Below are 24971 nucleotides of genomic sequence, written 5' to 3' on the forward strand. Positions count from 1 at the left end.
GCCGGATGCGGGCCAGGGTGGCGTGTTCCGCGAACACGCAGCCGGCAAGGCCCCTCGACGGGGCCGCAGCCGGCTTGCCCCTTTCAGGTCAGGGGGCCGTTTCCGGGGCGCATGGCGCCGGCCAGTGGTTTGCGGCGCAGCCCCGCCTCGCGCCACATGGCATAACCGCCTGCCCCGGCGATCAGCGCAGCCCCCATCAGCATCGGCAGATCGGGACGTTCACCAAAGACGACCGCCGCCACGACCAGCGCAAAGGCCAGCCGGGAATAGCGGAAGGGCGCGACGACCGATGCCTCTCCCGTGCGCGACGCGGCCACAAGCGCGGTGTATCCCAACACGCCAAAGACCAGCGTCCCCAACAGCAACCCCACCTGCGTCGGATCGGGCATGACCGCCGCCTCGCCACTCAGCACCGCCAGCAGCAGGCCTGCAGGCACCATCGCGCCATAAGCAGACGCCGACAACTGGTCAGACGGCACGCCCTTGGGGATCCTGCGCGTCGCCAGGTCGCGCAGCGTCAGCCCGATCACCCCCATCACCGCCAACAGCATCGACGGATGAAACGCCGCCGTTCCCGGCCTCAGGATCAGCAGCACCCCCGCGAACCCCACCGCCACTGATGACCATCGCCGCCATCCGACCTGTTCGCCCAGAAACAGCGCCGCCCCCAGGACCAGCGTCAGCGGCAGCACCTGCAGAATGGCCGATGTCGTCGCCAGTTCACCCAGCGCCAGCGCCGTGACAAAGCCGAAGGCGCCGATGATCTCTCCGATGTTGCGCAGCACGACCATCGGGTGCAGCAGATCGCGCGTCCACAGCGACTGCCTTTGTATCGCCAGCTTGATCCAGAAGACCCCCATCGCCGCCAGTCCGGTGATCGCCAGCAATTCCCAGACCGGCATGGATCGGGTCAGGGTCTTGATGAAGGCATCCTCGAAGGCGAACATCGCCATGGACGCGCTCATGAACAGCGATGCCCGGCCATTGTCGGACAGGCGGGCAAGGGCGCTCATGCCGATGCCTCAAGATCCGCGACCAGTCCCGGCAATCCCGCGATGGTCGGCAATTCGCGCAGCCGGGGATGATCCGGCGCTTCGGCATGTTCGGCGATCCATGTCAGCCCATGGGGGATATGGACCCCCCAACCGCCGATCCGCAGGACCGGGATCACGTCGCTTTTCATCGAATTGCCCGCCATCAGGAACCGGTCCGGCGCAATTCCGTGGCTGTTCATCACCCGCGAATAGGCCTCGGGCGTCTTGTCGGCCAGGATCTCGACCGCGTCAAACAGATCCGCCATGCCCGATGCCGCCACCTTGCGTTCCTGGTCCATCAGGTCGCCCTTGGTGATCAGGATCAGCCGCCGTCCCTGCAACGCCTCCAGTGCCTTGGCGACATCGGGCAGCAGATGCACCGGATGGGCCAGCATCTCGCGCCCCATTTCAAGGATGCGCCCGATGGTGCGTCCGTCCACGGCGCCATCCGTCAATTCGACCGCCGTCTGTACCATCGACAGCGTGAACCCCTTGATGCCATAGCCATAGCGCTGCAGGTTCGCCCGTTCGACGTCATAGAGCCGCGAGGCGATGGTCTCGGCCTCTCCGTGGTCGCCAAGCAGCGCCGCGAACTCGGCCTCGGTCACGCGAAAGAAGGTCTCGTTCTCCCACAGGGTGTCATCAGCATCCAATCCGATGGCGTCGATCATCCCAATGCTCCTGTTTGCGGGTCGGCTCTTGCACGGAATGCAGGGGGAACGCGCGTCTGGCAACCCCCGGCGCGCCACAAGATGCCGACGAAAGGCCCCCCTCCGGACAACCCATGCCTGCAACGTGATTGAGAAGTGGCCCCCTTTTTGGTATGAATGAACTTCCGTCGGGGCAAGAAAGACCGGAACCAACCGGCATCCTCGACATCCGAGGACGAGAATCGAGGAGACAGCCCCATGCTGAACCGTCTTGTGATCGCGGCAGCCACCGTGATGCTGACCACGCCCCTGGCCATGGCCGGACCCATCGACAATGCCTGCGTGCGCTCGGACCGGGCCCGCGGAAACGCGCCCCTGTGCGGCTGCATCCAGCAGGTCGCGAACCAGACCCTGTCGCGTTCGGACCAGCGCAAGGCCGCGGCCTTCTTCCGCGACCCGCACCGCGCCCAAGAGGTCCGCACCTCCAAGCGCGATTCGGACAATTCGTTCTGGCGCCGCTATCGCAATTTCGCGTCCCAGTCGGAACGTCTTTGCCGCTGACGGCGCGATGCGCATCACGATCCTGACCGGCGCGGGAATATCGGCCGAAAGCGGGCTGGCGACGTTTCGCGCCAGCGACGGGCTTTGGGAAAACCACCGCATCATGGATGTGGCCACCCCCGAAGGCTTTGCCAAGGACCCCGCGCTGGTCCACGAGTTCTACAACATGCGCCGCAAGGCAGCCTCTGTGGCCCAGCCGAATGCTGCGCATCTGGCGCTGCTGCGCCTGGCCACCCATCACGACCTTACCCTGGTCACCCAGAACGTGGACGACCTGCACGAACGCGCAGGCAGTACCGATGTCATCCACATGCATGGCGCGCTGAACCGTGCCACCTGCGCCGAATGCGGGCATGGCTGGCCAGCCCCGATGGTCATGACCCCCGAAGATCCGTGCCCCGCCTGCGGCAAGCCGGCGACGCGTCCGGACATCGTCTGGTTCGGAGAAATGCCCCAGCACATGGAACGCATCTGGCAGGCGCTTGAGGCCAGTGATCTGTTCGTGGCGATTGGCACCTTCGGCAATGTCTATCCGGCGGCGGGTTTCGCCCAGCACGCTGGACGCAACGGCGCCACCTGCCTGGAGCTGAACCTGGACACCAGCATGAACGCCGCCGATTTCGACGATCAGATCCTGGGCCCCGCCAGCCGGACCGTGCCCGCTTGGGTCGACGACATCTGCCGGCGCTGACATCGGATAAATCTTGCGTCGCAGGGGGGCGATGGGCTAGGCCCGTCCTGCCTCGGTTCCGGGTTCGCCCGGTGAAAAGGGAACGCAGTGTGAATCTGCGGCTGCCCCCGCAACTGTCAGCGGTCAGCAACGTCGGGAATGCCACTGTCCCCAAAGGGATGGGAAGGTCCGGCCAAGCGACGACCCGCCCAGCCAGGAGACCTGCCGAGCGCGATCACCCAAAGCATATGCGGGGCGCATATGCGAAACGGATCTTCCGTCGTGGTGGTATTCGCCGTCGGGTCCCCCTGGGGTCGCGACTGACCATACCCGCCCGGCCGCGACTGGTCCGGGCATCCCGAAGGATGCAGAACGTGCCCTTGCTGACCCGCCTTTTCCTTGCCACCGCTCTGACAGCCCCCTGTGCCGCCGCCGCGCAGGATCAACCGATCCTGCTGCCGGAAATTGTGCTGTCGGCGAACCAGACCGAAACCAAGCTGGGGCGCACCGGCGCCGATGTCCAGATCGTTACCCAGGATGACCTGCAGCGCAGCGGCACCACGCGCTTGGTCGATTACCTCGCCACCCTGCCGGGCGTTTCGGCCACGTCGAATGGCGGGTTCGGGACGCAATCGACCCTGCGCCTGCGCGGCCTGCCGACCCAATATGTCAAGGTTCTGATCGACGGCATCGATGTCAGCGACCCATCCGCCCCGCAGATCCGCTTTGACGCTGGCGCGATGCTGACCGCCGACATCGCCCGCATCGAAGTGCTGAAGGGCCCGCAAAGCGCGCTCTATGGGTCCGAGGCGATCGGAGGTGTCATTTCGATCACCACGCTGGATGCCGACCGTCAGGGGCTGCACCAGCAGGCGGGCATCGAATATGGCAGCAACGCCAGCACCCGCTTGTCCTATGGGCTGCAGGCCGCCAACGACACTCAGCGCGCCGCCCTGACGGTGCAGCATTACGAAACCGGCGGCTTTTCCGTTGCAGATGAAAACGACGGTAATACCGAAGATGACGGCGCCCGCGCCACCCGCGTCACCCTGTCGGCCAGCCAGGACCTGACGCCCGACCTGACCGTGGGCGTTGCGGGCTTCTGGCAGAAGACACGCGTTGAAACCGACGGCGATTTTCCGGCGCTGGTCGACAATGCGGACCGCAGCGCGGGCATCATGCGCGGCGCGCGGATTTTTGCGAATTATACCATCGGTGCTGCGCGTCACGGGCTTTCGGTTCAGCGCAGCGAAACCTCGCGGCAGGAAACCTTTGGCGGCGTCACCTATCCTTATGAGGGTCAGCGGACGGAATATGCCTATGACGGTTCGGCCCTTGTGGGACGGGACGTCACGCTGGCATGGGGCGCAAGCCACAGCGACGAACGCTTTCAGGGCGATGCCACCGATGCGCGCTATCTGACGAATTCGCTCTATGCCGAGGCGCAATGGGCGGCGACGCCGGATCTGGACCTGGCCCTGTCGGCGCGACACGACCATAATTCGCAGTTCGGCGGCAAGGAAACCGGACGTCTGGCGATTGCGTGGCGCGCCACCGATACCGTAACGCTGCGGGGCCAATATGGCAGCGGCTATCGCGCGCCGTCCCCCTATGAGCTTTACGCCACATGGGGCGGCAACCCCGATCTGACCCCCGAAACCGCCACGGGGGCCGAGATCGGCATGGATTACACCCCAAACCCCGACAGCAGCATCGGCGTGACACTGTTCCACACCAAGGTCACCGACCTGATCGATTATTCGCTGGACAGTTTCGGTTATGAACAGATCAGGGGCGACAGCCGCACGCGGGGGATCGAGCTGACAGGCCGGACCGCCATCACCGACAGCATCCGCCTGTCGGGCAACCTGACCTATACCGATACACGCGACCCCGATGGCGACCCGCTGAACCGCGTTCCCGAACGCAGCGCGAGCCTGCGGATCGAGGTTGATCTGGACACCGCCACCCGCGCCAGCCTTCAGGCGACCTATCAGGACGGGTTGCTGGATGACGGCACGGAAATGCCCTCATTCACGGTGCTGAACGCCCAGATCGAACGCGACCTGACCGCAACCACCACCGGCTATCTGCGGGTCGAGAACCTGCTGGATCGCGAATATCAGGTGCTGGAGGGTTACGGCACCTCGGACCGGGCGATCTTTGCGGGGCTGCGTGCGTCCTTCTGAAGCCTGCCTTCTGCTGGCGCTGGTGGGCACACCGGCGCTGGCCGCCCCTGAGCGGGTGGTGTCGATGAACCTGTGCACGGATCAGCTGGCCCTGATGCTGGCGGCGCCGGGGCAACTGATCTCGGTCGGCAGCTATGCCCAAGACCCGGCACTGTCGCCCATGGCCGAGGCCGCCAAGGCCCTGCCCGCCAATCACGGCCTGGCCGAGGAAATCTATCTGATGGAACCCGACCTTGTGCTGACCGGGCAATTCTCGGCGGGACCCGCCGTGGCGATGCTGCAGGATCTGGGCATCCCCGTGCAGGTCCTGCCCCCGGCCGATACCATTCCCCAGATCCGCCACCAGATCACCCTGATGGGCGACTTGCTGGGCCGTCAGGACGCCGCCCGTTCCCTGTTGGCCCGGTTCGACGCTGGATTGGACGCCATCGCGCACAGCGACAAGGGGCGTGCGGTCTTTTACGATGCCAACGGCTTTACCGCGGGCGGGCAGACGTTGACCGGGACGGTTCTGGCGCAGGCGGGTTGGCACAACATCGCCGATGATCTGGGCATTACCAATTCCGGCACCCTGCCGCTGGAACAGCTGGTCATGTCGGCCCCTGACCTGATCGTCACCGGGGCGCGTTGGCCGGGCCGGTCCCGGGCCGAGGCGATCCTGGACCATCCCGCCCTTCGCCATGCCGCGCGGACCCCGGCCGTTACGACCGACAGCGCTTGGATCTGTGGCACACCCTTCATCCTGCACGCCATCGAAAGCCTGCCATGACGCCGCTCTTTCGCCTGCTGATCGCGCTGGTGCTGGCGCTGTTCCTGACCTCGGTGCTGATCGGACCTGCGGCGGTCGGGACCCTGGCCAGCCTCAAGGCGCTGATCCTTGGCGGCGACGGCCCCCTGCCCATCGTGATGCGTCAGATCCGCCTGCCCCGCGCGATGCTGGGGCTGGCCGTGGGTGCGGGGCTGGGCCTGACCGGTGCGGCGATGCAGGGCTATCTGCGCAACCCCTTGGCCGAACCTGGGCTGATCGGCGTGTCGGGCATGGCGGCCCTGGGGGCGGTCATCGCCATCCAGACCGGGGCCGCGCTGGCCTTCGCGCTGGCGCTTCCTGTCGCGGCGCTGACGGGCGCGGCGGTTGGCATCGGTCTTCTGGTGTTGCTGGCAGGCCCGCGTGGCGGGTCGGTAACGCTGATCCTGGCAGGGGTCGCCATTTCGGCCATGGCGGGCGCGGGGACGGCGCTGGTCCTCAACCTGTCGCCCAACCCCTATGCCGCGAACGAGATCATCTTCTGGCTGATGGGGTCGCTGGCCGACCGGTCGCTGGTCCATGTCGCGCTGGCCCTGCCGCCGCTGATCCTGGGCGCGGCCCTGATCGCCACCACGGCGCGGGGTCTTGATGCCCTGACCCTGGGCGAGGCTGCGGCCCAAGCCTTGGGGATCGACGGCACCGCCCTGCGCTGGCGGCTGATCGCGGGGGTCGCGCTGATCGTGGGTCCTGCGACGGCGGTTGCGGGGGCCATAGGGTTCGTCGGGCTGGTCGTGCCGCATCTGCTGCGCCCTTGGGTCGGGGCGCGGCCGTCACGGCTGCTGCCCGCCTCGGCATTGGGCGGGGCGGCGCTGCTGCTGGTGGCGGATATCGCGGTGCGGGTCATCGTGCCCGAACGTGACCTGAAGCTGGGCGTGCTGACCGCCATCGTGGGGGCACCGCTGTTCTTGCACCTGATCTGGAAGACCCGCAGCGGGGGACGCATCTGATGCTGGAACTGCAGGAGCTTTGCGTGACCCGCCGCAACCGCCCCGTCCTGACGGACGTCAGCCTGGGCATCCGTCCGGGTGAATTCATCGGTCTGATCGGCCCGAACGGTGCGGGCAAATCCACCCTGATGGAGGCCGCCCATGGTCTGATCCCCGCCACGGGCCGGTCGTCGCTGGCCATGATGGCGGCCCCTGCAAGGGCGCGTCACGCCGCCTATCTGCCGCAGGCCAAGGAAATCGCCTGGCCCGTCAGCGTGCGCGATCTGGTATCGCTCGGGCGTCTGCCATGGCCCGGCGGCGGCGGGACGGCAGCCGACCGCGATGCCATCGACCATGCCATCGCACGGATGGGTCTGGGTGAATTCGCGCACCGCACGGCGCAGCGCCTGTCGGGCGGGGAACAGGCGCGGGTGCTGATTGCCCGCGCCTTGGCACAGGACACGCCGCTGTTGCTGGCCGATGAGCCGATCGCGGGGCTGGACCCCGCGCAACAGCTGGCGACGATGCGCCTGTTTTCCGCCTTGGCGCAGGAGGGACGCGGCGTGATCGCCTCGATCCACGACCTGGGGCTGGCGGCGCGTTTCTGCACAAGGCTGGTGCTGCTGTCCCAAGGGCGCATTATCGCAGACGGCCCGCCAGACCATATCCTGCGGGACGACCTCATGTCCCGGGCGTTCGGGATCACCCTGCGCCGTGTCCAGACACCCGACGGGCTGGCGATCCTGCCGGTCTAGACCTCAAGCCTGGCCAGAACCTCATCGGTCAGGGCGGCCATCTCGGCCCGGGCGGGGCCTGACCGGGGGGCTTCGATGGCCCCCAGGCCCTGTCCAAGCGTTTCGGCATAGGTGACGCGGTTGGCGATCTGCACCTGGGCGACGCTGGCGCCCAGTTCCTGCGCCTTTTCCGCGACCTCGGCCGACAGGCGCGTGTTGGGACGGGCGCGGTTCAGGACGACCAGCACATTGGCCTTTTCGCGCCGCGCCAAGTCCAGCACCCCTTCGGTCGCCCACAGATCGACATGGCTGGTGGCGACGGGCACCAGCACAAGATCCGCCACCTTCAGCGAAGGGCGCAGATCACTGTCGATCTTGGGGGGCGTGTCGATAATGACGAAATCGAAACGCTTCTTCAGCTTCTCGCTCTCATAGCTGGCCCCCCAGGCGGACGAGGTCGAGAAATCCATCGCCTCATCCTCTCCCTGCGCCTGCATGCGTTCCATGAACCAGCGGCCCATGCTGCCCTGCGGGTCGGTATCGACCAGAGCCACCGAATGGCCACGACCATGCAGCGACACCGCAAGGTTCACCGCCAGCGTCGTCTTGCCCGAACCACCCTTCTGCTGGGCCACGGTGATGATACGTCCCGCCATACGCCGATCCTTCTGCTGTCCCTTGGCGCGACGTTATCAGGCGCGCGGGCAATTGCACCCCAATAATGCAAGCGCAGCATCAGCGGCCGAAGACGGCCTGCACCTCGTACATCACCGGCTCGAAGCTTTTGCACATGTCGTGGATCTCGCGGTTGCGGCGGCGCATTTCGGGGCTGCGCAGCATCGCCTGGTAATCGCCGCGCTGGTTCCACTGGGAATAGGTCGCGATCCGGGTCTGCGCGTCGTTCAGATGGATGGCACCGCCGATGCAGCCCGGCTGCTGGCTGATGACCTGTTCCCAGGCCGCCGTCAGCAGGTCCAGCACGTCATGGGCACTGCCCGGTGTCACCTCGAAGGTGGTGATGACGGTCTGGCCGGTGAAATCGGACATGATCTGTGGCATGGTTTCCCCCCTTGCTTGATCGCGTCCAGCCTAATCGCGCGCCGTCGTTTCGCAAAGCCCGCAGATACCATTGCGCCGGGGCTGCATGCTGTGCATCTTGCGCCCAAACAGGACAGGGGAACGCAACATGACACGCATCTTCGATGGGCATAACGATTTTCTGCAACGCGTGGTGGCCGCCGGACAGGGGGGTGCGGATCTGTGGCTGAAGGGTGACGGCACCGGCCATCTGGACCTGCCAAGGATGAAGCAGGGCGGAATGGCAGGCGGGTTCTTCGCCATCTGGGTTCCTTCGACTGCGGGTTTCAGCGACCCGGACGCGCAGCAGAAGATGGAAAACCCGCCCTTCCACATGCCCCTGCCCGATCAGATCCCGGCCGACGAAGCCCTGCCCCATGCCTTCGCGCAGGCGGCTGCGCTGCTGTCGCTGGAACGGACCGGCACCCTGGGCATCGCGCGCAAGGTGGCCGATCTGGCAGACCTGATGGATCAGGGCAAGATCGCCGCCATCATGCATATGGAGGGGATCGAGGCCATCCGCACCCCCGACGACCTGCACCTGTGGCACGCGGCGGGGCTGCGCTCGCTTGGCCCGGTCTGGTCGCGCCCGACACAATTTGCCCATGGGGTGCCCTTCGCCTTTCCGGCCTCGCCCGATATCGGCACGGGGCTGACGCAGGCGGGTCGCGACATGGTGGCGGAATGCAACGCGCTTGGCATCATGCTGGACCTGTCGCATCTGAACGAGGCCGGCTTCAACGACATCGCCGCCCTGTCGGATGCCCCCCTGGTCGCCAGCCACAGCGGCGTCCACGCGATCTGCGAAAGCTCGCGGAACCTGACGGACCGGCAGCTGCGCCAGATTGCCGACAGCAAGGGGCTGGTGGGGTTGAACTTCGCTTCCAGCTTCCTGCGGCCCGATGGCAAGCGCCTGCCGCTTGAAGGGTTGGACGTCATGCTGCGCCATCTGGACCACCTGCTGTCCATCCTGGGCGAAGATGGCGTCGCCTTCGGGTCCGATTTCGACGGCGCGCTGATGCCTCAGGATATCCCCGATGCCAGCGCCCTGCCGACGCTGATCGATGCGATGCGCAACCATGGCTATGGCGATGCGCTGATCGCCAAGATCGCCTGCGACAACTGGATCGGCGTTCTGAAGCGGACCTGGAAGAACTGATCCCCAAAACGGAAACTGCCGGGCGTGGGGCCCGGCAGTTTCAAGATTATTCCGTGGTTTTGGTATCCTGTTCCGGATCTGGCGCGATCTGCGCCACGGCCACCATCTGCGCCAGTTCGGGGTCCGAGCTGACATCGGCCAAAGCATAACGTTCGGTCAGGCTCTCGGTCGAAAGCTCGATTTTGCTGATCACCTGTGCACCGGGCGCTGCGGGTCCATAAGCCTGACCATTGACGGCGAAATAGACCGCACCCGAATTGCCGGTGCGCAGACTCGGCGCCTCTTCCAGCTTGGGTAGCGTGAACCGTTCGCCCGCATCCATGATCTTTTCCAGCAGCACCGTGCCATCGGCCGAGGTGACGCGCACCCATGCCGGACGGACAGCCATCAACTGAACCTCGGGGGCGTCGGGGGCCAAGGTGCGAACGACGGTTTCGGTTGCCGCGCCGGTATCGGCCACGCGAGGGCCGACCAGCGGCTGATCACCCGCGGGTGCCACGGGGCCTGCAACTTCACCCGGCATGGCCACGCCCGCCTGGGGCTGCGGGAATTGGGTGATCTGGCCTGCGGATGCGATGATCGAATCCACGCTGGGGCCGCCATCCAGCAGACCGGGATCGATGGCGGCAATGGGGCCGTCGCGCGCGGTCATGACCGGGGCTTCCAGGATCTGGGGACGATAAAGACGGTCCAGCGACTCGGGCTGGGGAAGGTTGCGGGCAATTTCCGCGCCTTCGGCCCCGTCCAGCGCCGGATCGGACAGGCCTGCACCCTGGGTGGGGTCCAGTTCGGTCACAATGCCGGGCATGTCGTCGCCGGGGGTCAGGGTGACGCGCTGGACCTCTTGCAGGACGGCATAGCCGCCATAGGCCAGACCGCCGATCAGCGCCATCAGGACGAAGATCGCCCCGATTGCGCGCGGTTCGATATCCGACCAGAAGCTCTGCTCCTGCGGGATGAACAGCGCACGGGGATTGGCCAGCGCCTCGGCGGGGTCGGACGGACGGCGTGCGGGCTTGGGTCCCGACGCGGCAGGCGCCATTCCATGGGTCGGCATGAAGCCCGATTCCGCGCAGAAGCGACGGAAGGTCCAATCCGGGTCCATGCCCAGATAGCGCGCATAGGATCTGACATAGCCCGACACGAAGCTTGGCGTGTCGAACGAGGAAATGTCGCAATTCTCGATGGCCGCGACATAGGATGCCCGGATCCGCAGTTCACGTTGCACATCAAGCAGCGATTTGCCCAATGTGGCCCGTTCACCGCGCATCAGGTCGCCCAGACGCGTGTCATCGTCGAGGAACTGATTGCCGTCCTCCACCTGCGCGTACTCCTCTGCTGGGTGTGTTGCCCGCAGCCTGCTCATCCCGATTGCCTCATCCGACGGTTATGCGCACTCTCCGAATCGGAGAGTCACGCTGCTTCTTTACCCGCACGTTATCACGCGGGCGAGAGCAGTTCACGGGGCGATTTGTCTATGCGCTCAATTCGGCGCGATTTAGCGCGCAGTGTGACCAGAGCGTATCCATCGCGCGCACCAGATGGTCGATCTGCTTGGGATCATGCACCGGCGAGGGCGTAAAGCGCAGGCGTTCCGTACCGCGCGGAACGGTGGGGAAATTGATCGGCTGCACATAAATGCCGTAATCGCGCAGCATCATGTCCGACAGTGCCTTGCAGTGGACCGGATGGCCGACATGGACGGGGACGATATGGCTGCCATGATCGATGATCGGCATGCCCAACGACTTTAGCCGCATCTTCAAAATGCGGGCGTGCAGCTGCTGGGCGTCGCGCAGTTCCTGGCCTTCGGCGGTCTTCAGGAAGGCGATCGAAGCGGCCGCCCCCGCTGCAACCGTAGGTGGCAGAGACGTCGTGAAGATGAAGCCCGGCGCATAGGAGCGGATCGCGTCGCACATCTTGGCGCTGGCCGCGATATAGCCACCGAAGACCCCGAAAGCCTTGCCCAGCGTTCCGTTGATGATGTCGATGCGCCCCGACAGGTTGTCGCGTTCGGCAACGCCACCGCCGCGGGGACCGTACATCCCCACTGCGTGCACCTCGTCCAGATAGGTCAGTGCGCCGAATTCCTGCGCCAGATCGCAAAGCGCCTCGATGGGGCCGAAATCGCCATCCATGGAATAGATGGATTCAAAGGCGATCAGCTTGGGCGCCGCCGGATCGTCAGCCTCCAGCAATTCGCGCAGATGGGCGACGTCATTGTGGCGGAAGATGCGCTTGGCACCGCCATTGCGCTTGATCCCCTCGATCATCGAGGCATGGTTCAATTCGTCGGAATAGATGATCAGCCCGGGAAACAGCTTGGGCAGCGTCGACAGGGTCGCATCATTGGCGATATAGGCGCTTGAGAAGACAAGCGCCGCTTCCTTGTCATGCAGGTCGGCCAGCTCGGCCTCCAGCCGCTTATGATAGACCGTGGTACCGCTGATGTTGCGCGTCCCGCCCGAACCTGCACCGGTGGCGTCAAGCGCCTCGTGCATGGCGGCCAGGACCACGGGATGCTGGCCCATGCCCAGATAGTCATTGCCACACCAGACGGTAATTTCCTGCTGTTGGCCATCCGGACGATTCCAGACGGCCTGGGGAAACCGGCCTTTCGCGCGTTCGATATCGATGAAGGTGCGATAGCGTCCCTCATCGTGCAGACGCGAAATCGCCTGGTCCAGTGCGGCATCATATTTCATTGCGGGCGTTCCCTTGCATAGCTGGCTGGGTGCGATCATGGTCCGACCACGCGCGGCCCCACCTGAATAAAGGGCAAGCCGCGAAAATGACAGTCGAAAACGTCGGGCTGGGACAAAAGGTCCAGTCCGAAAACCGACAATTATTCTCGGAAAGGCGGGAAACATGGTGGAAGATGCATCGACGCAGGACATGCTGTCGCAACTGGACAAGGGGTTGGATGCGGCGCTGAACAGGCTGCTGGAGTTCCTGCGCATTCCTTCGATCTCGACCGATCCGGCGCATAAGGGCGACGTGCGGCAGGCTGCGGAATGGCTGGTGGCCCAGCTGCGCGACCTTGGTTTCGACGTGACGCTGCACGACACGCCGGGCCATCCGATGATCGTGGCGAAATCACCCGCAGGCGATGCACGTCCCGTGCTGTTCTATGGCCATTACGACGTGCAGCCGGTCGACCCGCTGGATCTGTGGAACAGCCCGCCCTTCGAACCCGCGATCGAGGAAACGCCCGACGGTCCCGTCATCCGTGGCCGCGGCGCATCCGATGACAAGGGTCAGCTGATGACCTTCGTCGAGGCCTTCCGCGCCTGGAAGTCGGTGCATGGCGCCCTGCCCAACGACCTGACCTTGCTGTTCGAGGGCGAGGAGGAGTCAGGATCTCCCTCTCTGCGGCCCTTCCTGCAGGCGCATGCCGACGATCTGCGCGCCGATCTGGCGATGATCTGCGACACCGCGCGCTATGCCGATGGCCGCCCCGCCATCACGACGCAGCTGCGCGGGATGGTGGGGCAGGAGGTCGTGATTCACGCCGCCGACCGCGATCTGCATTCGGGCAGCTTCGGCGGGCTGGCAGCCAACCCGATCATGATCCTGGCGCAGGCGCTGGCAGCACTGAAGGACGACACGGGCCGCGTCACCCTGCCCGGCTTTTACGACGGCGTGGCCGACCTGTCGCCGGAACTGGCCCGCGACTGGCAGGCGCTGAACTTTGACGCCACCGATTACTTGTCGCGCGTAGGGCTGTCCCAGCCCATCGGCGAACAAGGCCGCACGCCGTTGGAGATGGTCTGGAACCAGCCCACCGCCGAAATCAACGGCATCGCCGGCGGCTATGCCGGGGCCGGGTTCAAGACCGTGCTGCCGGCAACGGCGCGCGCCAAGGTCAGCTTCCGCCTGACCGGCACCCAAGACCCGCAGGCCGTGCGCCAGGCTTTCCAGGATCACGTGCGCCGCTTCGTCCCCGCCGATTGCCGGGTCGAATTCCACGATCACGGCGCCGGCCCCGCCAGCGTCATGGACATCAGCGATCCAGCCTTCGGCCAGGCCAAGGACGCGCTGACCCAGGAATGGGGCCAAGAGGCCGCTTATATCGGTGGCGGCGGGTCCATCCCCATCGCGGGCGACTTCAAGGAGCTGCTGGGCACGGATTCGATGCTGGTGGGATTTGCCCGCGACGACGACCGCATCCATTCCCCGAACGAAAAATACGACGTCGAGAGCTTTGCCAAGGGCGCGCGGTCCTGGGTGCGCATCCTGGCGGCATTGCGCTGACAAAAAGGGGCGGCACCCGGTGCCGCCCCTTCCCATCCGATGGCACCAGGGATCAGCCCTTGGCGCTGCAATAGCTTTGGCTGGACGTCCAGTTTGCGATGTCGGCGCGCTTGGACGAACTGCGCATCGGCGCCCAATCGCGCGCGACGCCGCGCCATCCTTGGCCATCATGGGCGACGGCATTGTCGCGCCCGACCTGATGGGACATGATCTTGACCGCGCAGGTCATGTTGTCCGAACCGTTGCGGATATTGCCGCTGCAGCCGTAATGGCGCCAGGTTGCGGGCGCGATCTGCATCAGACCCAGCCACCGGCCACCGCCACCGGCTGCCTGCGGGTTATAGGTGCTTTCATGCTTGGCGACCGCCGACAGCAGCCCCGCCCAGAAAGCCTTGCGCCCGGTCTGGGTCAGCTGGCGGTAATTGGGGCAGAATTCGTTGATGTCCTGGGGAACGCGCGACATGATCGTCACGCCTTCCTTGTCCAGCGCGGCCAATGTGGCCTGGGTCCAGGCATCGGACCCGCCTTTCGCGTCCCACCGCATCGGCGGCTCGGCGACCAGGGCCAGCTCTTCGGCCTCCATCTTCACGGCCTCGGCCTTGTCGGCAACGGGCGGTGTGGAACAGGCGGCAAGAACGGCCAAAGCGGCCAGGGACAGCGCAGCGCGCATCGGAACCTCGTGGGTCAGTTTCGTCAGACATTGGCTTAGCCGAAGCCCGAAATGCCGCAAGCGACGCGTTCCGGCGTCGGCGGGAACGTGCCACCGCGCGGCGACGGATGTGTCGGATTCCCGCCGATGGCCTTCCCAAACTCGGCAAAACACACGCGCAATTCGTTTGGCGTGTCCATCGTGACGATTCGGAGGGCGATCGGCAGATGGCCTTGCGGCAGGCCGTGACAATCCCGCGGCCTTGCCCTAAAACCCGCGCAACGACCGATCCGCCGCACGATGAGGCCCTATCAGATGCTAGACCTGACCTATACCGCCCCGCAGCCCAAGGTGATCCAAGGCGCCAAAAGCGATTGGGAACTTGTCATCGGCCTCGAGGTTCACGCGCAGGTCGCATCGAATGCCAAGCTGTTTTCGGGCGCCTCGACCGAATTCGGGTCCGAGCCGAACAGCAATGTGGCCTTTGTCGATGCCGCCATGCCGGGCATGCTGCCGGTCATCAATGAATTCTGCGTGGCGCAGGCCGTCCGCACGGGCCTGGGCCTGAAGGCCGACATCAACCTGCGCAGCGCCTTCGACCGCAAGAACTATTTCTATCCCGACCTGCCGCAGGGCTATCAGATCAGCCAGCTGTACCACCCCATCGTGGGAGAGGGCGAGATCATCGTCGACATGGGTCCGGGCGTCGCCCGCCACGTGCGCATCGAACGCATCCACCTGGAACAGGATGCGGGCAAGTCGATCCACGACATGGACCCCAACATGTCCTTCGTGGACCTGAACCGCACCGGCGTCGCCCTGATGGAGATCGTCAGCCGCCCCGACATCCGCGGCCCCGAAGAGGCCGCCGCCTATGTCGTCAAGCTGCGCCAGATACTGCGCTATCTGGGCACTTGCGATGGCAACATGCAGAACGGCAACCTGCGCGCCGACGTGAACGTGTCGGTCTGCAAGCCCGGCGCCTATGAGCGCTTCCAGGAAACCGGCGATTTCAGCCATCTGGGCACGCGCTGCGAGATCAAGAACATGAACTCGATGCGCTTCATCCAGGCGGCCATCGAATACGAGGCACGCCGCCAGATCGCCATCATCGAGGATGGCGGCACGGTCGTGCAGGAAACGCGGCTGTATGATGCCGACAAGGGCGAAACGCGGTCGATGCGGTCCAAGGAGGAGGCGCATGATTATCGCTATTTCCCCGATCCCGACCTGCTGCCGCTGGAGATCGAGCAGGCTTGGGTCGATGACATCGCCGCCGCGATGCCCGAGCTGCCCGATGAAAAGAAGGCGCGCTTCGTCAAGGACATGGGCCTGTCGGAATATGACGCGGGCGTGCTGACCGCCGAACTGGAAAACGCCAATTTCTTCGAGGCCGTGGCATCGGGTCGCGACGGCAAGATGGCCGCGAACTGGGTCATCAACGAATTGTTCGGCCGGCTGAACAAGGAAGGGCTGACGGTCCAGACCTCGCCCATCTCGGCAGCGCAGCTGGGCGGCGTGGTAGACCTGATCGCCAAGGGCGACATTTCCGGCAAGATCGCCAAGGACCTGTTCGAGATCCTGTGGACCGAGGGCGGCGACCCGGCTGCCATCGTCGAGGAACGCGGCATGAAGCAGGTCACCGACCTTGGCGCGATCGAGGCCGCCGTGGACGAGATCATCGCCGCCAACCCCGCACAGGTCGAAAAGGCCAAGGCCAACCCGAAACTGGCAGGCTGGTTCGTCGGTCAGGTTCTGAAGGCCACCGGTGGCAAGGCCAACCCCGCCGCCGTCAATGAACTGGTCGCCAAGAAGCTGGCGCAGTGACATCGTGACCCCGCCCGTCACGGCGGGGTCATTCCCCTTTCCCACCGGGCACGGCCCCGACTTTCGCGAATGGCAGGATCAAGATGGGCGTTTCTGAACCGGGCTTTGAATATTCCGTCGTTGCTGCCCCCATGCGTGGGGAAAAGGACAAGGATGCCAAGACACCAACCGACCGCTATGCGCTGGCGCTGACGGCACAGCTGAACAGCATGGCGGCCGAAGGGTGGGAATACCTGCGCGCCGATGTCCTGCCTTCGGAGGAACGCAGCGGCCTGACCGGGCGCACTACTGTCTATCACAACGTGCTGGTCTTCCGTCGCGCGACGGGCAAGGGCAAGGCCGCACCGAAACCCCAGAAGCCCGAACCGGCGATCGACCCCAAGTTCTGATCGCTCAGGCCGCCGCCTGCAGGCTGTCCGGGCAGAAGCTGCTGGTCGCGACGGTGTCGCCGTCAAAGATGCAGAAGCTGCCCGGGGGGACCTCGGACCAGTCGCCCTGGTCGGTTTCCAACGGTTCGGACACGACCGCCCATCCCTGCCGCGACGCCGACCACCGGTAATAAAGCGATGGCGCATGTTCGTCGCTGCTGTAGCGTAGGGCGAAAAGCCGACCTCCGTCGGACAGCGCGCAAGCCGCGCGGACATGCGGCGCCTCGCCCCGCTTTGACGCCAGATCCCCCATCAACCCCATGGCCCGCTGCATTGCCCCCTTGGGGTCCTGATCCAGACCCTGCCCAAGCGCGATCAGAAACAGCGCCTCGCTGTCGGTCGCGCCCTTGCGATGGGAGTAAAGGTCGTCGGGGATCAGCGCATCGGCATGCCGGCGATAGCTGTCATAGCCGCCGAACTGCCCGTTATGCATGAAGCTCCACCGGCCGACGGCAAAGGGATGACAGTTGTTGCGGCTGGTGGCCGTCCCGGTCGAGGCGCGGACATGCGCCATGAACAGCCCCGACCGAACCTGCCCGACCAGACTGCGCAGGTTCGGGTCCGACCAGGCCGGCAGGACATCGCGATAAAGCCCGGGTTCCGATCGTTCGCCGTACCATGCAAGGCCAAAGCCGTCGGCATTGACGGGCGTGGGGCAGCGCATCGCGCCCTGCGACTGCCGGATCAGCGAATGCGCCGGCAGACTGACGATATCCTCAAGGAAGATAGACTGGCCCAGATAGGCCGCCCAACGACACATGCCCTGCCCCTTTGCGTCTTCTTTGTGACAGATCTAGCACAAAGGTATGACGCAATCATCTTATTCCGCGGCGGGCGGCGTTTCTTCCACGATCACAAGGTCGCGTTCGCTTGCGCCTTTGGCATGGGCCAGCGCCGCCTGGTATTCGGTGCTGTGATAACAGGCAACCGCCGCTTCCAGGCTGGGAAAGCGGGCGACGACGTTGCGCGCGCGGTCGTTGCCCTCCAGCTGGTGATAGCGACCACCGCGCGCCAGGAAAACGCCGCCATGCTGGGCAATGGCGGGGCCCGCTTCCTTGGCATAGCGGCCATAGGCATCGGCGTCGGTGACGGTCACATGGGCAATCCAGAGCGCGGTCATGCGATTTCTCCGATCAAATGTTCCACCATGGCAAAGGCCGCGTCGGCGGCACCCAGGCTGGGTGCGCCACCTTGGGCACGGTCGGGACGGCCACCGCCGCCCTTGCCACCCAAGGCGGTGGTCGCGGTCTGCACGATGGTCACGGCGCTGACCCGCTCGGTCAGATCGCCCGTGACGCCAGCAGCCACCGTCGCTTTGCCGTCGGCTTCCGCCAGGACCAGGACAACGCCACTGCCCAGCTGGGCCTTCATCTCATCGACCAGCGCGCCCAGTTCCTTGCCGCCCACGCCCTCGACCTTGCGGCCGATGAACTTGATGCCGGCGATCTCTTTCGCCTCGGAGGCTCCACCGCCACCCATGGCCAACTGGCGCTTCAGCTGCGCAACCTCGTTGGCCAGGGCCTTGCGTTCGTCGGCCATGGCGCGGACGCGGTTCACCACCTCGGCGGATTGCGCCTTCAGGATCCCCGCAATTTCGGTCAGCTTGCGGTCAGCATCACGCAGGTGATCCATCGCCGCCTGCCCCGTCAGCGCCTCGATCCGGCGCACACCCGCGCTGGAGGCACTGTCGCCCAGCAGCGCGAAGGCACCGATGTCGCCGGTGCGGGACACATGGGTGCCGCCGCACAGCTCCAGAGAATAGGTCGCCCCGTCGGCGCCCTTGCCGCTGCCGTCCAGGCTGCCCATCGACACGACGCGAACCTCGTCGCCGTATTTTTCGCCGAACAGAGCCTGCGCGCCCATGCCCCGGGCGTCGTCGGGCGTCATGATGCGGGTGACGACCGCGCTGTTCTGGCGGATGAAGTCATTCACCTCGGCCTCGATCTTCGCCATCTCCTCGGGCGTGACGGCGTGATTGTGGCTGAAATCGAAGCGCAGGCGGTCGGGCGCGTTCAAGCTGCCGCGCTGTGCGACGTGATCGCCAAGCGCGCGGCGCAGCGCCTCGTGCAGCAGATGCGTGGCCGAGTGGTTGGCCCGGATCGCGCCGCGGCGGTCGTGATCGACCGTCAGTGTCGCGCCCTGACCGCGGCTGATGGTGCCCATCGTGACCTTGGCCATATGGACAAAGACCCCGGCGACGCGCTTGGTGTCGGTTACGCGCGCGGCCCCCGTATCGGTCTTGATCAGGCCGGTATCGCCGACCTGACCACCGCTTTCGCCATAAAAGGGCGTCTGGTTCACGACGATGCTGACCGTCGTGCCCTCGCCCGCCTCGGCGGTTTCGGCGCCATCGGTGACCAGCGCCAGAACCTGACCCTCGGCGGTTTCGGTGTCATAGCCCAGGAATTCCGTGACGCCGTGCTTCTCGGCCATCTCGAACCAGACCGAGGCATCCGCCGCCTCGCCCGAACCGGACCAGGCCGCACGCGCCATACGCTTCTGTTCGGCCATGGCGCTGTCGAAGCCTTCGGTTTCGACAGCACGGCCCTTTTCGCGCAGCGCGTCCTGCGTCAGGTCCAGCGGAAAGCCGAAGGTGTCGTACAGCTTGAAGGCCGCCTCGCCCGGCAGGTTGGCACCCTCGGGCAGCTTGGCCAGTTCGTCGTCCAGCAGGCGCAGACCACGGTCAAGTGTCTGGCGGAAGCGGGTTTCCTCGGACCGCAGGGTCTCCTCGATCATCGGCTGCGCACGGGTCAGTTCGGGATAGGCCGCGCCCATCTGGCGGACCAGTTCGGGCACCAGCTTGTGCATGACCGGGTCCTGCGCGCCCAGCATGTGGGCATGGCGCATCGCACGGCGCATGATGCGGCGCAAGACATAGCCGCGCCCTTCGTTGCTGGGCATCACCCCATCGGCCAGCAGGAAGCTGGTCGAACGCAGGTGATCGGCGATGACGCGGTGATGCACCTTGCCGGGACCGTCGGGATCGGCGCTGGTGACGTTCGCGCTGGCTTCGATCAGGCTGCGCATCAGGTCGGTGTCGTAATTGTCGTGCTTGCCCTGCAGCAGTGCGCCGATGCGTTCCAGGCCCATGCCGGTGTCGATCGACTGCATGTCCAGCGCGCGCATCGAGCCGTCCTCGAACTGCTCGTTCTGCATGAAGACCAGGTTCCAGATCTCGATGAAGCGGTCGCCATCCTCATCCTTGCTGCCCGGAGGGCCGCCCCAGATCTTGTCGCCATGGTCGAAGAAAATCTCGGTGCAGGGGCCGCAGGGGCCGGTCGGGCCCATCTGCCAGAAATTGTCCGATGTGGGGATGCGAATGATGCGGTCGTCGGTCAGGCCCGCGACCTTCTTCCACATCGCGGCGGCTTCGTCATCGGTGTGATAGACGGTGACCAGCAGGCGGTCCTTGGGGATGCCGAATTCCTTCGTCAGCAGCTCCCAGGCATAGGGAATGGCCTCGGCCTTGAAGTAATCGCCGAAGCTGAAATTGCCCAGCATCTCGAAGAAGGTGTGGTGGCGGGCGGTATAGCCCACATTGTCCAAGTCGTTATGCTTGCCACCCGCGCGGACACATTTCTGCGCCGTCGTGGCGCGATTGTAATCGCGTGTTTCCAGGCCGGTGAACAGGTTCTTGAACTGCACCATGCCCGAATTGGCGAACATCAGCGTCGGGTCGTTGCGCGGCACAAGCGGGCTGCTGTCCACGACGCGGTGGCCGTTCTTTTCGAAATATCCAAGGAAGGTGGATCGGATGTCGTTCAGACTGGGCATGGCGGGCCTTCATCGCAAATATGTTCTGGCTGCTTCCGGCCAGGCCGGGCTTGGTGCTTGGTCTATCGCCAGCCCGTGCGGCTGTCCAGCAATCGCAAACGAAAGCGCGCGGAGGATGATCCCCCGCGCGCTTGTCAGATCAAGTTGTGACCGGGATCAATCCTCGGTCAGTTCCTCGCTCTCGCCTTCGCCGCTGCCGAATTCCAGGCCGTGGCTGGCGCGGATCTTGTCCTCGATGGCAAAGGCCACTTCGGGACGGTCGCGCAGGAACTGCTTGGCGTTTTCACGCCCCTGCCCGATGCGTTCATCGCCATAGGAATACCAAGCGCCCGATTTTTCTACGACGCCGGCCTTGACGCCCAGGTCGATCAATTCACCGACCTTGCTGATGCCTTCGCCGTACATGATGTCGAATTCGACCTGCCGGAAGGGCGGCGCGACCTTGTTCTTGACCACCTTGACGCGGGTCGTATTGCCCGTCACCTCGTCGCGGTCCTTGACCGAGCCGGTGCGGCGGATGTCCAGACGGACCGAGGCATAGAATTTCAGCGCGTTGCCGCCGGTGGTGGTTTCGGGGTTCCCGAACATGACGCCGATCTTCATGCGGATCTGGTTGATGAAGATCACCATGCAGTTCGAACGCCCGATGCTGGCGGTCAGCTTGCGCATCGCCTGGCTCATCAGGCGGGCCTGGCTGCCCATCTGCATGTCGCCCATGTCGCCTTCGATTTCCGATTTCGGCGTCAGCGCCGCGACCGAGTCGATCACGACCAAGCTGACCGCACCCGAACGCACCAGCGTATCGACGATCTCCAGCGCCTGTTCGCCCGTGTCGGGCTGGCTGATCAGCAACTCGTCCAGGTTCACGCCCAGCTTCTTGGCGTATTGCGGGTCCAGCGCGTGTTCGGCATCGACAAAGGCGCAGACGCCGCCCTTCTTCTGTTCCTCGGCCACCACATGCAGCGTCAGCGTGGTCTTGCCCGAGCTTTCGGGCCCGAAGATCTCGATGATGCGGCCCTTGGGCAACCCGCCGATGCCAAGCGCGATGTCCAGACCAAGCGAACCGGTCGAGGTCGACTCGATCTCGCCCACGGGATTGTCCTTGCCCAGCTTCATGATCGAGCCCTTGCCGAACTGGCGTTCGATCTGGGACAGGGCGCTGTCCAGCGCCTTCTGCTTGTCTGCCGTGCGTTTGTCGGTCATGTCGAAAATGCTCGCCTGTGCCATGTCATTCCCATCGTTATTTCACAGCCCAACGGGCTGGGCAATCACATCGACGGAACGAATGTTCACGCCTTGTTCGCACATACATGCGCCATCGCCCCCGGCTTTTCAAGCATGGCGTGGTTAATAATTGATTCGCCTCGACCACGTTGACCCGTCACGGGTTAACAAAGCGTTTACACCGCAGCGCCCGATCGATATCCACGGCTCGATTGCAGCAAACCACATGATCGGAGCGACTGCGAATGCTGATATTCTGGGATCAGAGACTGGTTTTTCTGGCGACCCCCAAGGCGGGGTCCAGCGCCATTGAAATGGCACTCGAATCGCTGGCATCCGCCGCTCTGCAACGCCCCGCGCAGCTGAAGCATACCGATATCGGCACCTATCACCGCCATCTTGGCCCTTGGCTGGAAGCACAGACCGGGGACCGCTTCACCACCGTCGCGCTGATGCGCGAACCGGTGGATTGGCTGCGCAGCTGGTACCGTTTCAAGCTGCGCGACGATCACGAAGATCCCCACCACGCGATGGAGGGGATGTCATTTGCCGATTTCGCCACCGAATATGCCCGCGAAGGCGGCCCCGAGGCACTGGGCATCCGATCGCAGGGCGCCTTCCTGACCGAAGGGCTGCGCAGCGTCGATTGCATCTTTCAGTACGAACACATCCAGGATTTCGTCGATTTCCTCGAAAATCGCCTGGATTGCGCGATCGAACTGCCGCGCATCAACGTCCCCCCCAGTGTCGATGTGCACTTGGACGGCGATGCCGAACGCGATCTGCGCCAAGCGATGTCCTTCGACCTGGACCTTTACGACACCTTGTGAGGTTGTTGCGGGTCCGGGCTGGCCAGACGGGTGCGGACCAGTTCCGTCAGCTCGGTCAGGGTGAAAGGCTTGGCCAGGAAGGCCGCGTCGGCAACCGGGACCTGACCGTCGACAAAGATATCCTCGGTATAGCCGGACATGAAGATAACGCGGGCCTGCGGCACCAGCTTCAGCGCCTGGCGCACCCAAGACGGTCCGTCCAGCCCCGGCATCACCACATCGGTGACAAAGATGTCGATCTGCCGATCGCCCTTTTCCAGCAGTTCCAGCGCCGCTTCGCCCGAGGCGGCCTCGGCCACCTCGAAGCCCTTCAGCTTCAAGGCGCGTGACGCGAAGGCCCGCACCGGGGCCTCGTCCTCGACCAGAAGGACGCGACCCTTGGGACCGGGCGCCATCTGTGCCGCCCGCCCGACGGGCGCTGCCACCGGCGCCGGCTTGAGCAACGACCGCGCATGGGCGGGAAGATAGATCGTGAAGGTCGTGCCTCCGCCCAGCTCGCTGTCGCAGAAGATATAGCCGCCGGTCTGCTTGACGATGCCATAGGCGGTGGACAGACCCAGGCCGGTCCCCTCGCCAGCCTTCTTGGTGGTGAAGAAGGGATCGAAGATCTTCTCCAGGTGGTCGGGCGCGATGCCGCTGCCCGCATCGCGCACGGTGATCGCGACGTAATCGCCTTGGGCCATCGTGACGCGGTCGCGATGTTCGGGGGTGTCCAGATGGACATTGCGGGTCTGCACGATGATGTCGCCGCCCGTCGGCATGGCGTCGCGGGCATTCACCACCAGGTTCATGATCACCTGTTCCAACTGCCGCTTGTCGGCGCGGATGGCGTGCAGGGCCGGATCATGGATGATGGTAAGCCCCACCCGTTCGCCCACCAGCCTGTTCAGCAGATGGGTCAGATCGGCCAGCGTGTCGCGCAGGTCCAGCATCTGCATCGTCAACGTCTGCTTGCGCGAAAACGCCAGCAGCTGACCCACCAGCGCGGCGGCGCGGTTGGCGTTCTGGCTGATCTGGTCCAGATCGGCGAAATCCGGATCACCCTTGTCATGGCGCAGCATAAGCAGATCGCAATGCCCGCTGATCGCCGTCAACAGGTTGTTGAAATCATGTGCCACGCCGCCCGCCAGCTGACCGATGGCCTGCATCTTCTGGCTTTGCGCGAACTGCGCCTCCAGCGTCTTCAGGGCACTGGCATCGGTCAGGACGGCGATCAGCTGGTCGGGGTCCAACGGGTCGCGCGCCAGGGCCACCTGGAAATGACGGTCGCGCATGTCGCCGTTGCGGCTGTCGGGGTGGCGCAGGCGCAGCATCTCGGTCCGGTTCACGGCGCGCCCGGCGCACATGTCGGAGAGCCAGTCGGTCAGCGGCCTGCCCGGTCCGTCCAGAAGCTGAGTGATGTTCTGATCCAGGGCGCCTGTCAGCATGCCGTCCAGCAGCGCGCGGGCGGCGGCGTTCGCGCGGCAAATCACGCCGTCACATCGCAGGCGCAGCAGGGCCACCGGGACGGCATCGAATTCGTCACGATCCTCGGCGTCCTCCAGATCCATGGGGACTTGGAAAGGCTCGGCCATCTGGCCCGGACGCAAATAGGACCAGACCTGCAGCGGCGCGTCCGGCAGACAGCTGAGCGTCAGGACATTGCCTTCAGGCAGGTCCATCTCGGCGCTGCCAAGCCGAAGGGCGCGGCTGGACATCTGCTGCAGGTGGCCGGGCGCGTCGGCACGCAGCCGGGTCATCAGCGACAGGATGCTGCGGCCGGTCAGATCCTCGAAAGCCAGATGGGCGGACTGGTTCTGATAGAGCACCAGGCCATCGGCGTCGCACAGCCAGATCGGTTCGGCAGAAGCCGCAACCTCGGACCGGATCGCGGACAGGGCGCGCCTGGCGGCCATGCCGCGCGACAGGTGCGACAACCCGACCGCCCCGCCCAGCAGGTACCAAGCCACCGAAACCGTCCCCACGGCCACCGCCGTCAGTCCGGTCGCGGCCCCCGGCACCACAGCCAGGATGCCCGCCCCCGCCACCATGGGTGTCAGCAACAGCGGCAGGGCGGCGATCGCCCCCTTCGGCAGTCCTGCGCGTTGGTCCAGATGCACCATGCGAATCGTCCTTTTGTCCCTTGACGATCCTCTGCCTATCCGACCCAACCTTAACAGGCCGTTAACCGTGATCCCGCG

At 65.1% G+C, this 24971-nt stretch carries 23 protein-coding genes and 1 riboswitch; of the genes, 11 read left to right on the forward strand and 12 right to left on the reverse strand.

The genetic code is table 11. The features are described from left to right. Window positions 1–83: 83 nt before the first annotated feature. On the reverse strand, window positions 84–1013 hold the full coding sequence (locus DKT70_RS08110) for a DMT family transporter (protein ID WP_111558664.1): 930 nt from the start codon (window positions 1011–1013) through the stop codon (window positions 84–86). Beyond that, window positions 1010–1705, reverse strand: coding sequence for an HAD family hydrolase (locus tag DKT70_RS08115; RefSeq protein ID WP_111558665.1), 696 nt, complete (start codon window positions 1703–1705; stop codon window positions 1010–1012). Before DKT70_RS08115 ends, DKT70_RS08110 begins: the two co-directional genes overlap by 4 nt. 237 nt (window positions 1706–1942) lie before the next feature. On the opposite strand from DKT70_RS08115, the gene DKT70_RS08120 reads away from it, so the two are divergent. The 6 genes from DKT70_RS08120 (at window position 1943) to DKT70_RS08145 (ending at window position 7590) form a co-directional block, all read left to right on the forward strand. Continuing rightward, window positions 1943–2245, forward strand: coding sequence for a hypothetical protein (locus DKT70_RS08120; RefSeq protein ID WP_083554484.1), 303 nt, complete (start codon window positions 1943–1945; stop codon window positions 2243–2245). A gap of 7 nt (window positions 2246–2252) precedes the next feature. Beyond that, complete coding sequence (locus tag DKT70_RS08125; RefSeq protein ID WP_111558666.1) at window positions 2253–2936, forward strand: NAD-dependent deacylase; 684 nt, start codon at window positions 2253–2255, stop codon at window positions 2934–2936. 36 nt (window positions 2937–2972) lie between these two features. Then, a riboswitch (cobalamin riboswitch) is annotated at window positions 2973–3159 on the forward strand. Between the two features lie 130 nt (window positions 3160–3289). Then, on the forward strand, window positions 3290–5104 hold the full coding sequence (locus tag DKT70_RS08130) for a TonB-dependent receptor plug domain-containing protein (RefSeq protein ID WP_158529974.1): 1815 nt from the start codon (window positions 3290–3292) through the stop codon (window positions 5102–5104). Next, complete coding sequence (locus tag DKT70_RS08135) at window positions 5091–5873, forward strand: ABC transporter substrate-binding protein (RefSeq protein WP_233490482.1); 783 nt, start codon at window positions 5091–5093, stop codon at window positions 5871–5873. Before DKT70_RS08130 ends, DKT70_RS08135 begins: the two co-directional genes overlap by 14 nt. Continuing rightward, a complete protein-coding gene (locus DKT70_RS08140; protein ID WP_111558668.1) occupies window positions 5870–6856 on the forward strand; it encodes a FecCD family ABC transporter permease in 987 nt (328 codons plus the stop codon). The genes DKT70_RS08135 and DKT70_RS08140 overlap by 4 nt, the downstream gene beginning before the upstream one ends. Further along, window positions 6856–7590 carry an ABC transporter ATP-binding protein gene (locus DKT70_RS08145; protein ID WP_111558669.1) on the forward strand — a complete coding sequence of 245 codons (735 nt, stop codon included), beginning with the start codon at window positions 6856–6858 and terminating at the stop codon, window positions 7588–7590. Before DKT70_RS08140 ends, DKT70_RS08145 begins: the two co-directional genes overlap by 1 nt. On the opposite strand, the gene parA is transcribed toward DKT70_RS08145, so the two are convergent. Together parA and DKT70_RS08155 are read right to left on the reverse strand one after the other, a co-directional pair. Next, complete coding sequence (gene parA / locus DKT70_RS08150; protein ID WP_111558670.1) at window positions 7587–8225, reverse strand: ParA family partition ATPase; 639 nt, start codon at window positions 8223–8225, stop codon at window positions 7587–7589. The two genes, DKT70_RS08145 and parA, sit on opposite strands and share 4 nt — an antisense overlap. Window positions 8226–8304: 79 nt before the next feature. Beyond that, complete coding sequence (locus DKT70_RS08155; RefSeq protein ID WP_111558671.1) at window positions 8305–8628, reverse strand: antibiotic biosynthesis monooxygenase family protein; 324 nt, start codon at window positions 8626–8628, stop codon at window positions 8305–8307. 127 nt (window positions 8629–8755) lie between these two features. On the opposite strand from DKT70_RS08155, the gene DKT70_RS08160 reads away from it, so the two are divergent. Further along, window positions 8756–9805: a dipeptidase gene (locus tag DKT70_RS08160; protein ID WP_111558672.1), complete on the forward strand. Its 1050-nt coding sequence runs from the start codon at window positions 8756–8758 to the stop codon at window positions 9803–9805. A gap of 46 nt (window positions 9806–9851) precedes the next feature. Here the strand turns inward: DKT70_RS08160 and DKT70_RS08165 are convergent, their stop codons facing one another. Then, a complete protein-coding gene (locus DKT70_RS08165) occupies window positions 9852–11171 on the reverse strand; it encodes a helix-turn-helix domain-containing protein (protein ID WP_111558673.1) in 1320 nt (439 codons plus the stop codon). Window positions 11172–11280: 109 nt separating this feature from the next. After that, entirely contained in the window at window positions 11281–12510 is a 1230-nt protein-coding gene (gene hemA / locus DKT70_RS08170) for a 5-aminolevulinate synthase (protein ID WP_072298333.1), read from the reverse strand. Between the two features lie 163 nt (window positions 12511–12673). Here hemA and DKT70_RS08175 point away from each other — a divergent pair, with 163 nt between their 5' ends. Next, window positions 12674–14059 carry a dipeptidase gene (locus DKT70_RS08175; RefSeq protein WP_111558674.1) on the forward strand — a complete coding sequence of 462 codons (1386 nt, stop codon included), beginning with the start codon at window positions 12674–12676 and terminating at the stop codon, window positions 14057–14059. Window positions 14060–14111: 52 nt separating this feature from the next. On the opposite strand, the gene DKT70_RS08180 is transcribed toward DKT70_RS08175, so the two are convergent. Beyond that, window positions 14112–14729: a lytic transglycosylase domain-containing protein gene (locus DKT70_RS08180; RefSeq protein WP_233490484.1), complete on the reverse strand. Its 618-nt coding sequence runs from the start codon at window positions 14727–14729 to the stop codon at window positions 14112–14114. 294 nt (window positions 14730–15023) lie between these two features. Between DKT70_RS08180 and gatB the strand changes: the two genes are divergently transcribed. Next, on the forward strand, window positions 15024–16535 hold the full coding sequence (gatB, locus tag DKT70_RS08185) for an Asp-tRNA(Asn)/Glu-tRNA(Gln) amidotransferase subunit GatB (protein WP_111558675.1): 1512 nt from the start codon (window positions 15024–15026) through the stop codon (window positions 16533–16535). Between the two features lie 83 nt (window positions 16536–16618). Beyond that, on the forward strand, window positions 16619–16924 hold the full coding sequence (locus DKT70_RS08190; protein WP_111558676.1) for a hypothetical protein: 306 nt from the start codon (window positions 16619–16621) through the stop codon (window positions 16922–16924). A 4-nt stretch (window positions 16925–16928) separates the two neighbouring features. On the opposite strand, the gene DKT70_RS08195 is transcribed toward DKT70_RS08190, so the two are convergent. From DKT70_RS08195 to recA, 4 genes are all read right to left on the reverse strand, one after another. Beyond that, the gene (locus tag DKT70_RS08195) at window positions 16929–17723 is read right to left on the reverse strand and encodes a class II glutamine amidotransferase (protein ID WP_111558677.1); all 795 of its coding nucleotides are present in this window, start codon (window positions 17721–17723) and stop codon (window positions 16929–16931) included. Window positions 17724–17783: 60 nt separating this feature from the next. Next, window positions 17784–18083: a DUF1330 domain-containing protein gene (locus tag DKT70_RS08200; protein ID WP_111558678.1), complete on the reverse strand. Its 300-nt coding sequence runs from the start codon at window positions 18081–18083 to the stop codon at window positions 17784–17786. Continuing rightward, on the reverse strand, window positions 18080–20737 hold the full coding sequence (gene alaS, locus DKT70_RS08205; protein WP_111558679.1) for an alanine--tRNA ligase: 2658 nt from the start codon (window positions 20735–20737) through the stop codon (window positions 18080–18082). Before alaS ends, DKT70_RS08200 begins: the two co-directional genes overlap by 4 nt. Window positions 20738–20893: 156 nt before the next feature. Continuing rightward, window positions 20894–21964, reverse strand: a complete 1071-nt coding sequence (gene recA / locus DKT70_RS08210) for a recombinase RecA (protein WP_111558680.1) — start codon at window positions 21962–21964, stop codon at window positions 20894–20896. 242 nt (window positions 21965–22206) lie between these two features. On the opposite strand from recA, the gene DKT70_RS08215 reads away from it, so the two are divergent. Continuing rightward, window positions 22207–22791, forward strand: coding sequence for a sulfotransferase family 2 domain-containing protein (locus DKT70_RS08215; protein WP_111558681.1), 585 nt, complete (start codon window positions 22207–22209; stop codon window positions 22789–22791). Here DKT70_RS08215 and DKT70_RS08220 read toward each other — a convergent pair. Further along, on the reverse strand, window positions 22776–24893 hold the full coding sequence (locus DKT70_RS08220) for an ATP-binding protein (RefSeq protein WP_233490485.1): 2118 nt from the start codon (window positions 24891–24893) through the stop codon (window positions 22776–22778). The two genes, DKT70_RS08215 and DKT70_RS08220, sit on opposite strands and share 16 nt — an antisense overlap. Window positions 24894–24971 lie beyond the last annotated feature (78 nt).

The sequence above is a fragment of the Paracoccus sediminilitoris genome (assembly GCF_003259195.1).
In the GTDB taxonomy this organism is placed as follows: domain Bacteria; phylum Pseudomonadota; class Alphaproteobacteria; order Rhodobacterales; family Rhodobacteraceae; genus Paracoccus; species Paracoccus sediminilitoris.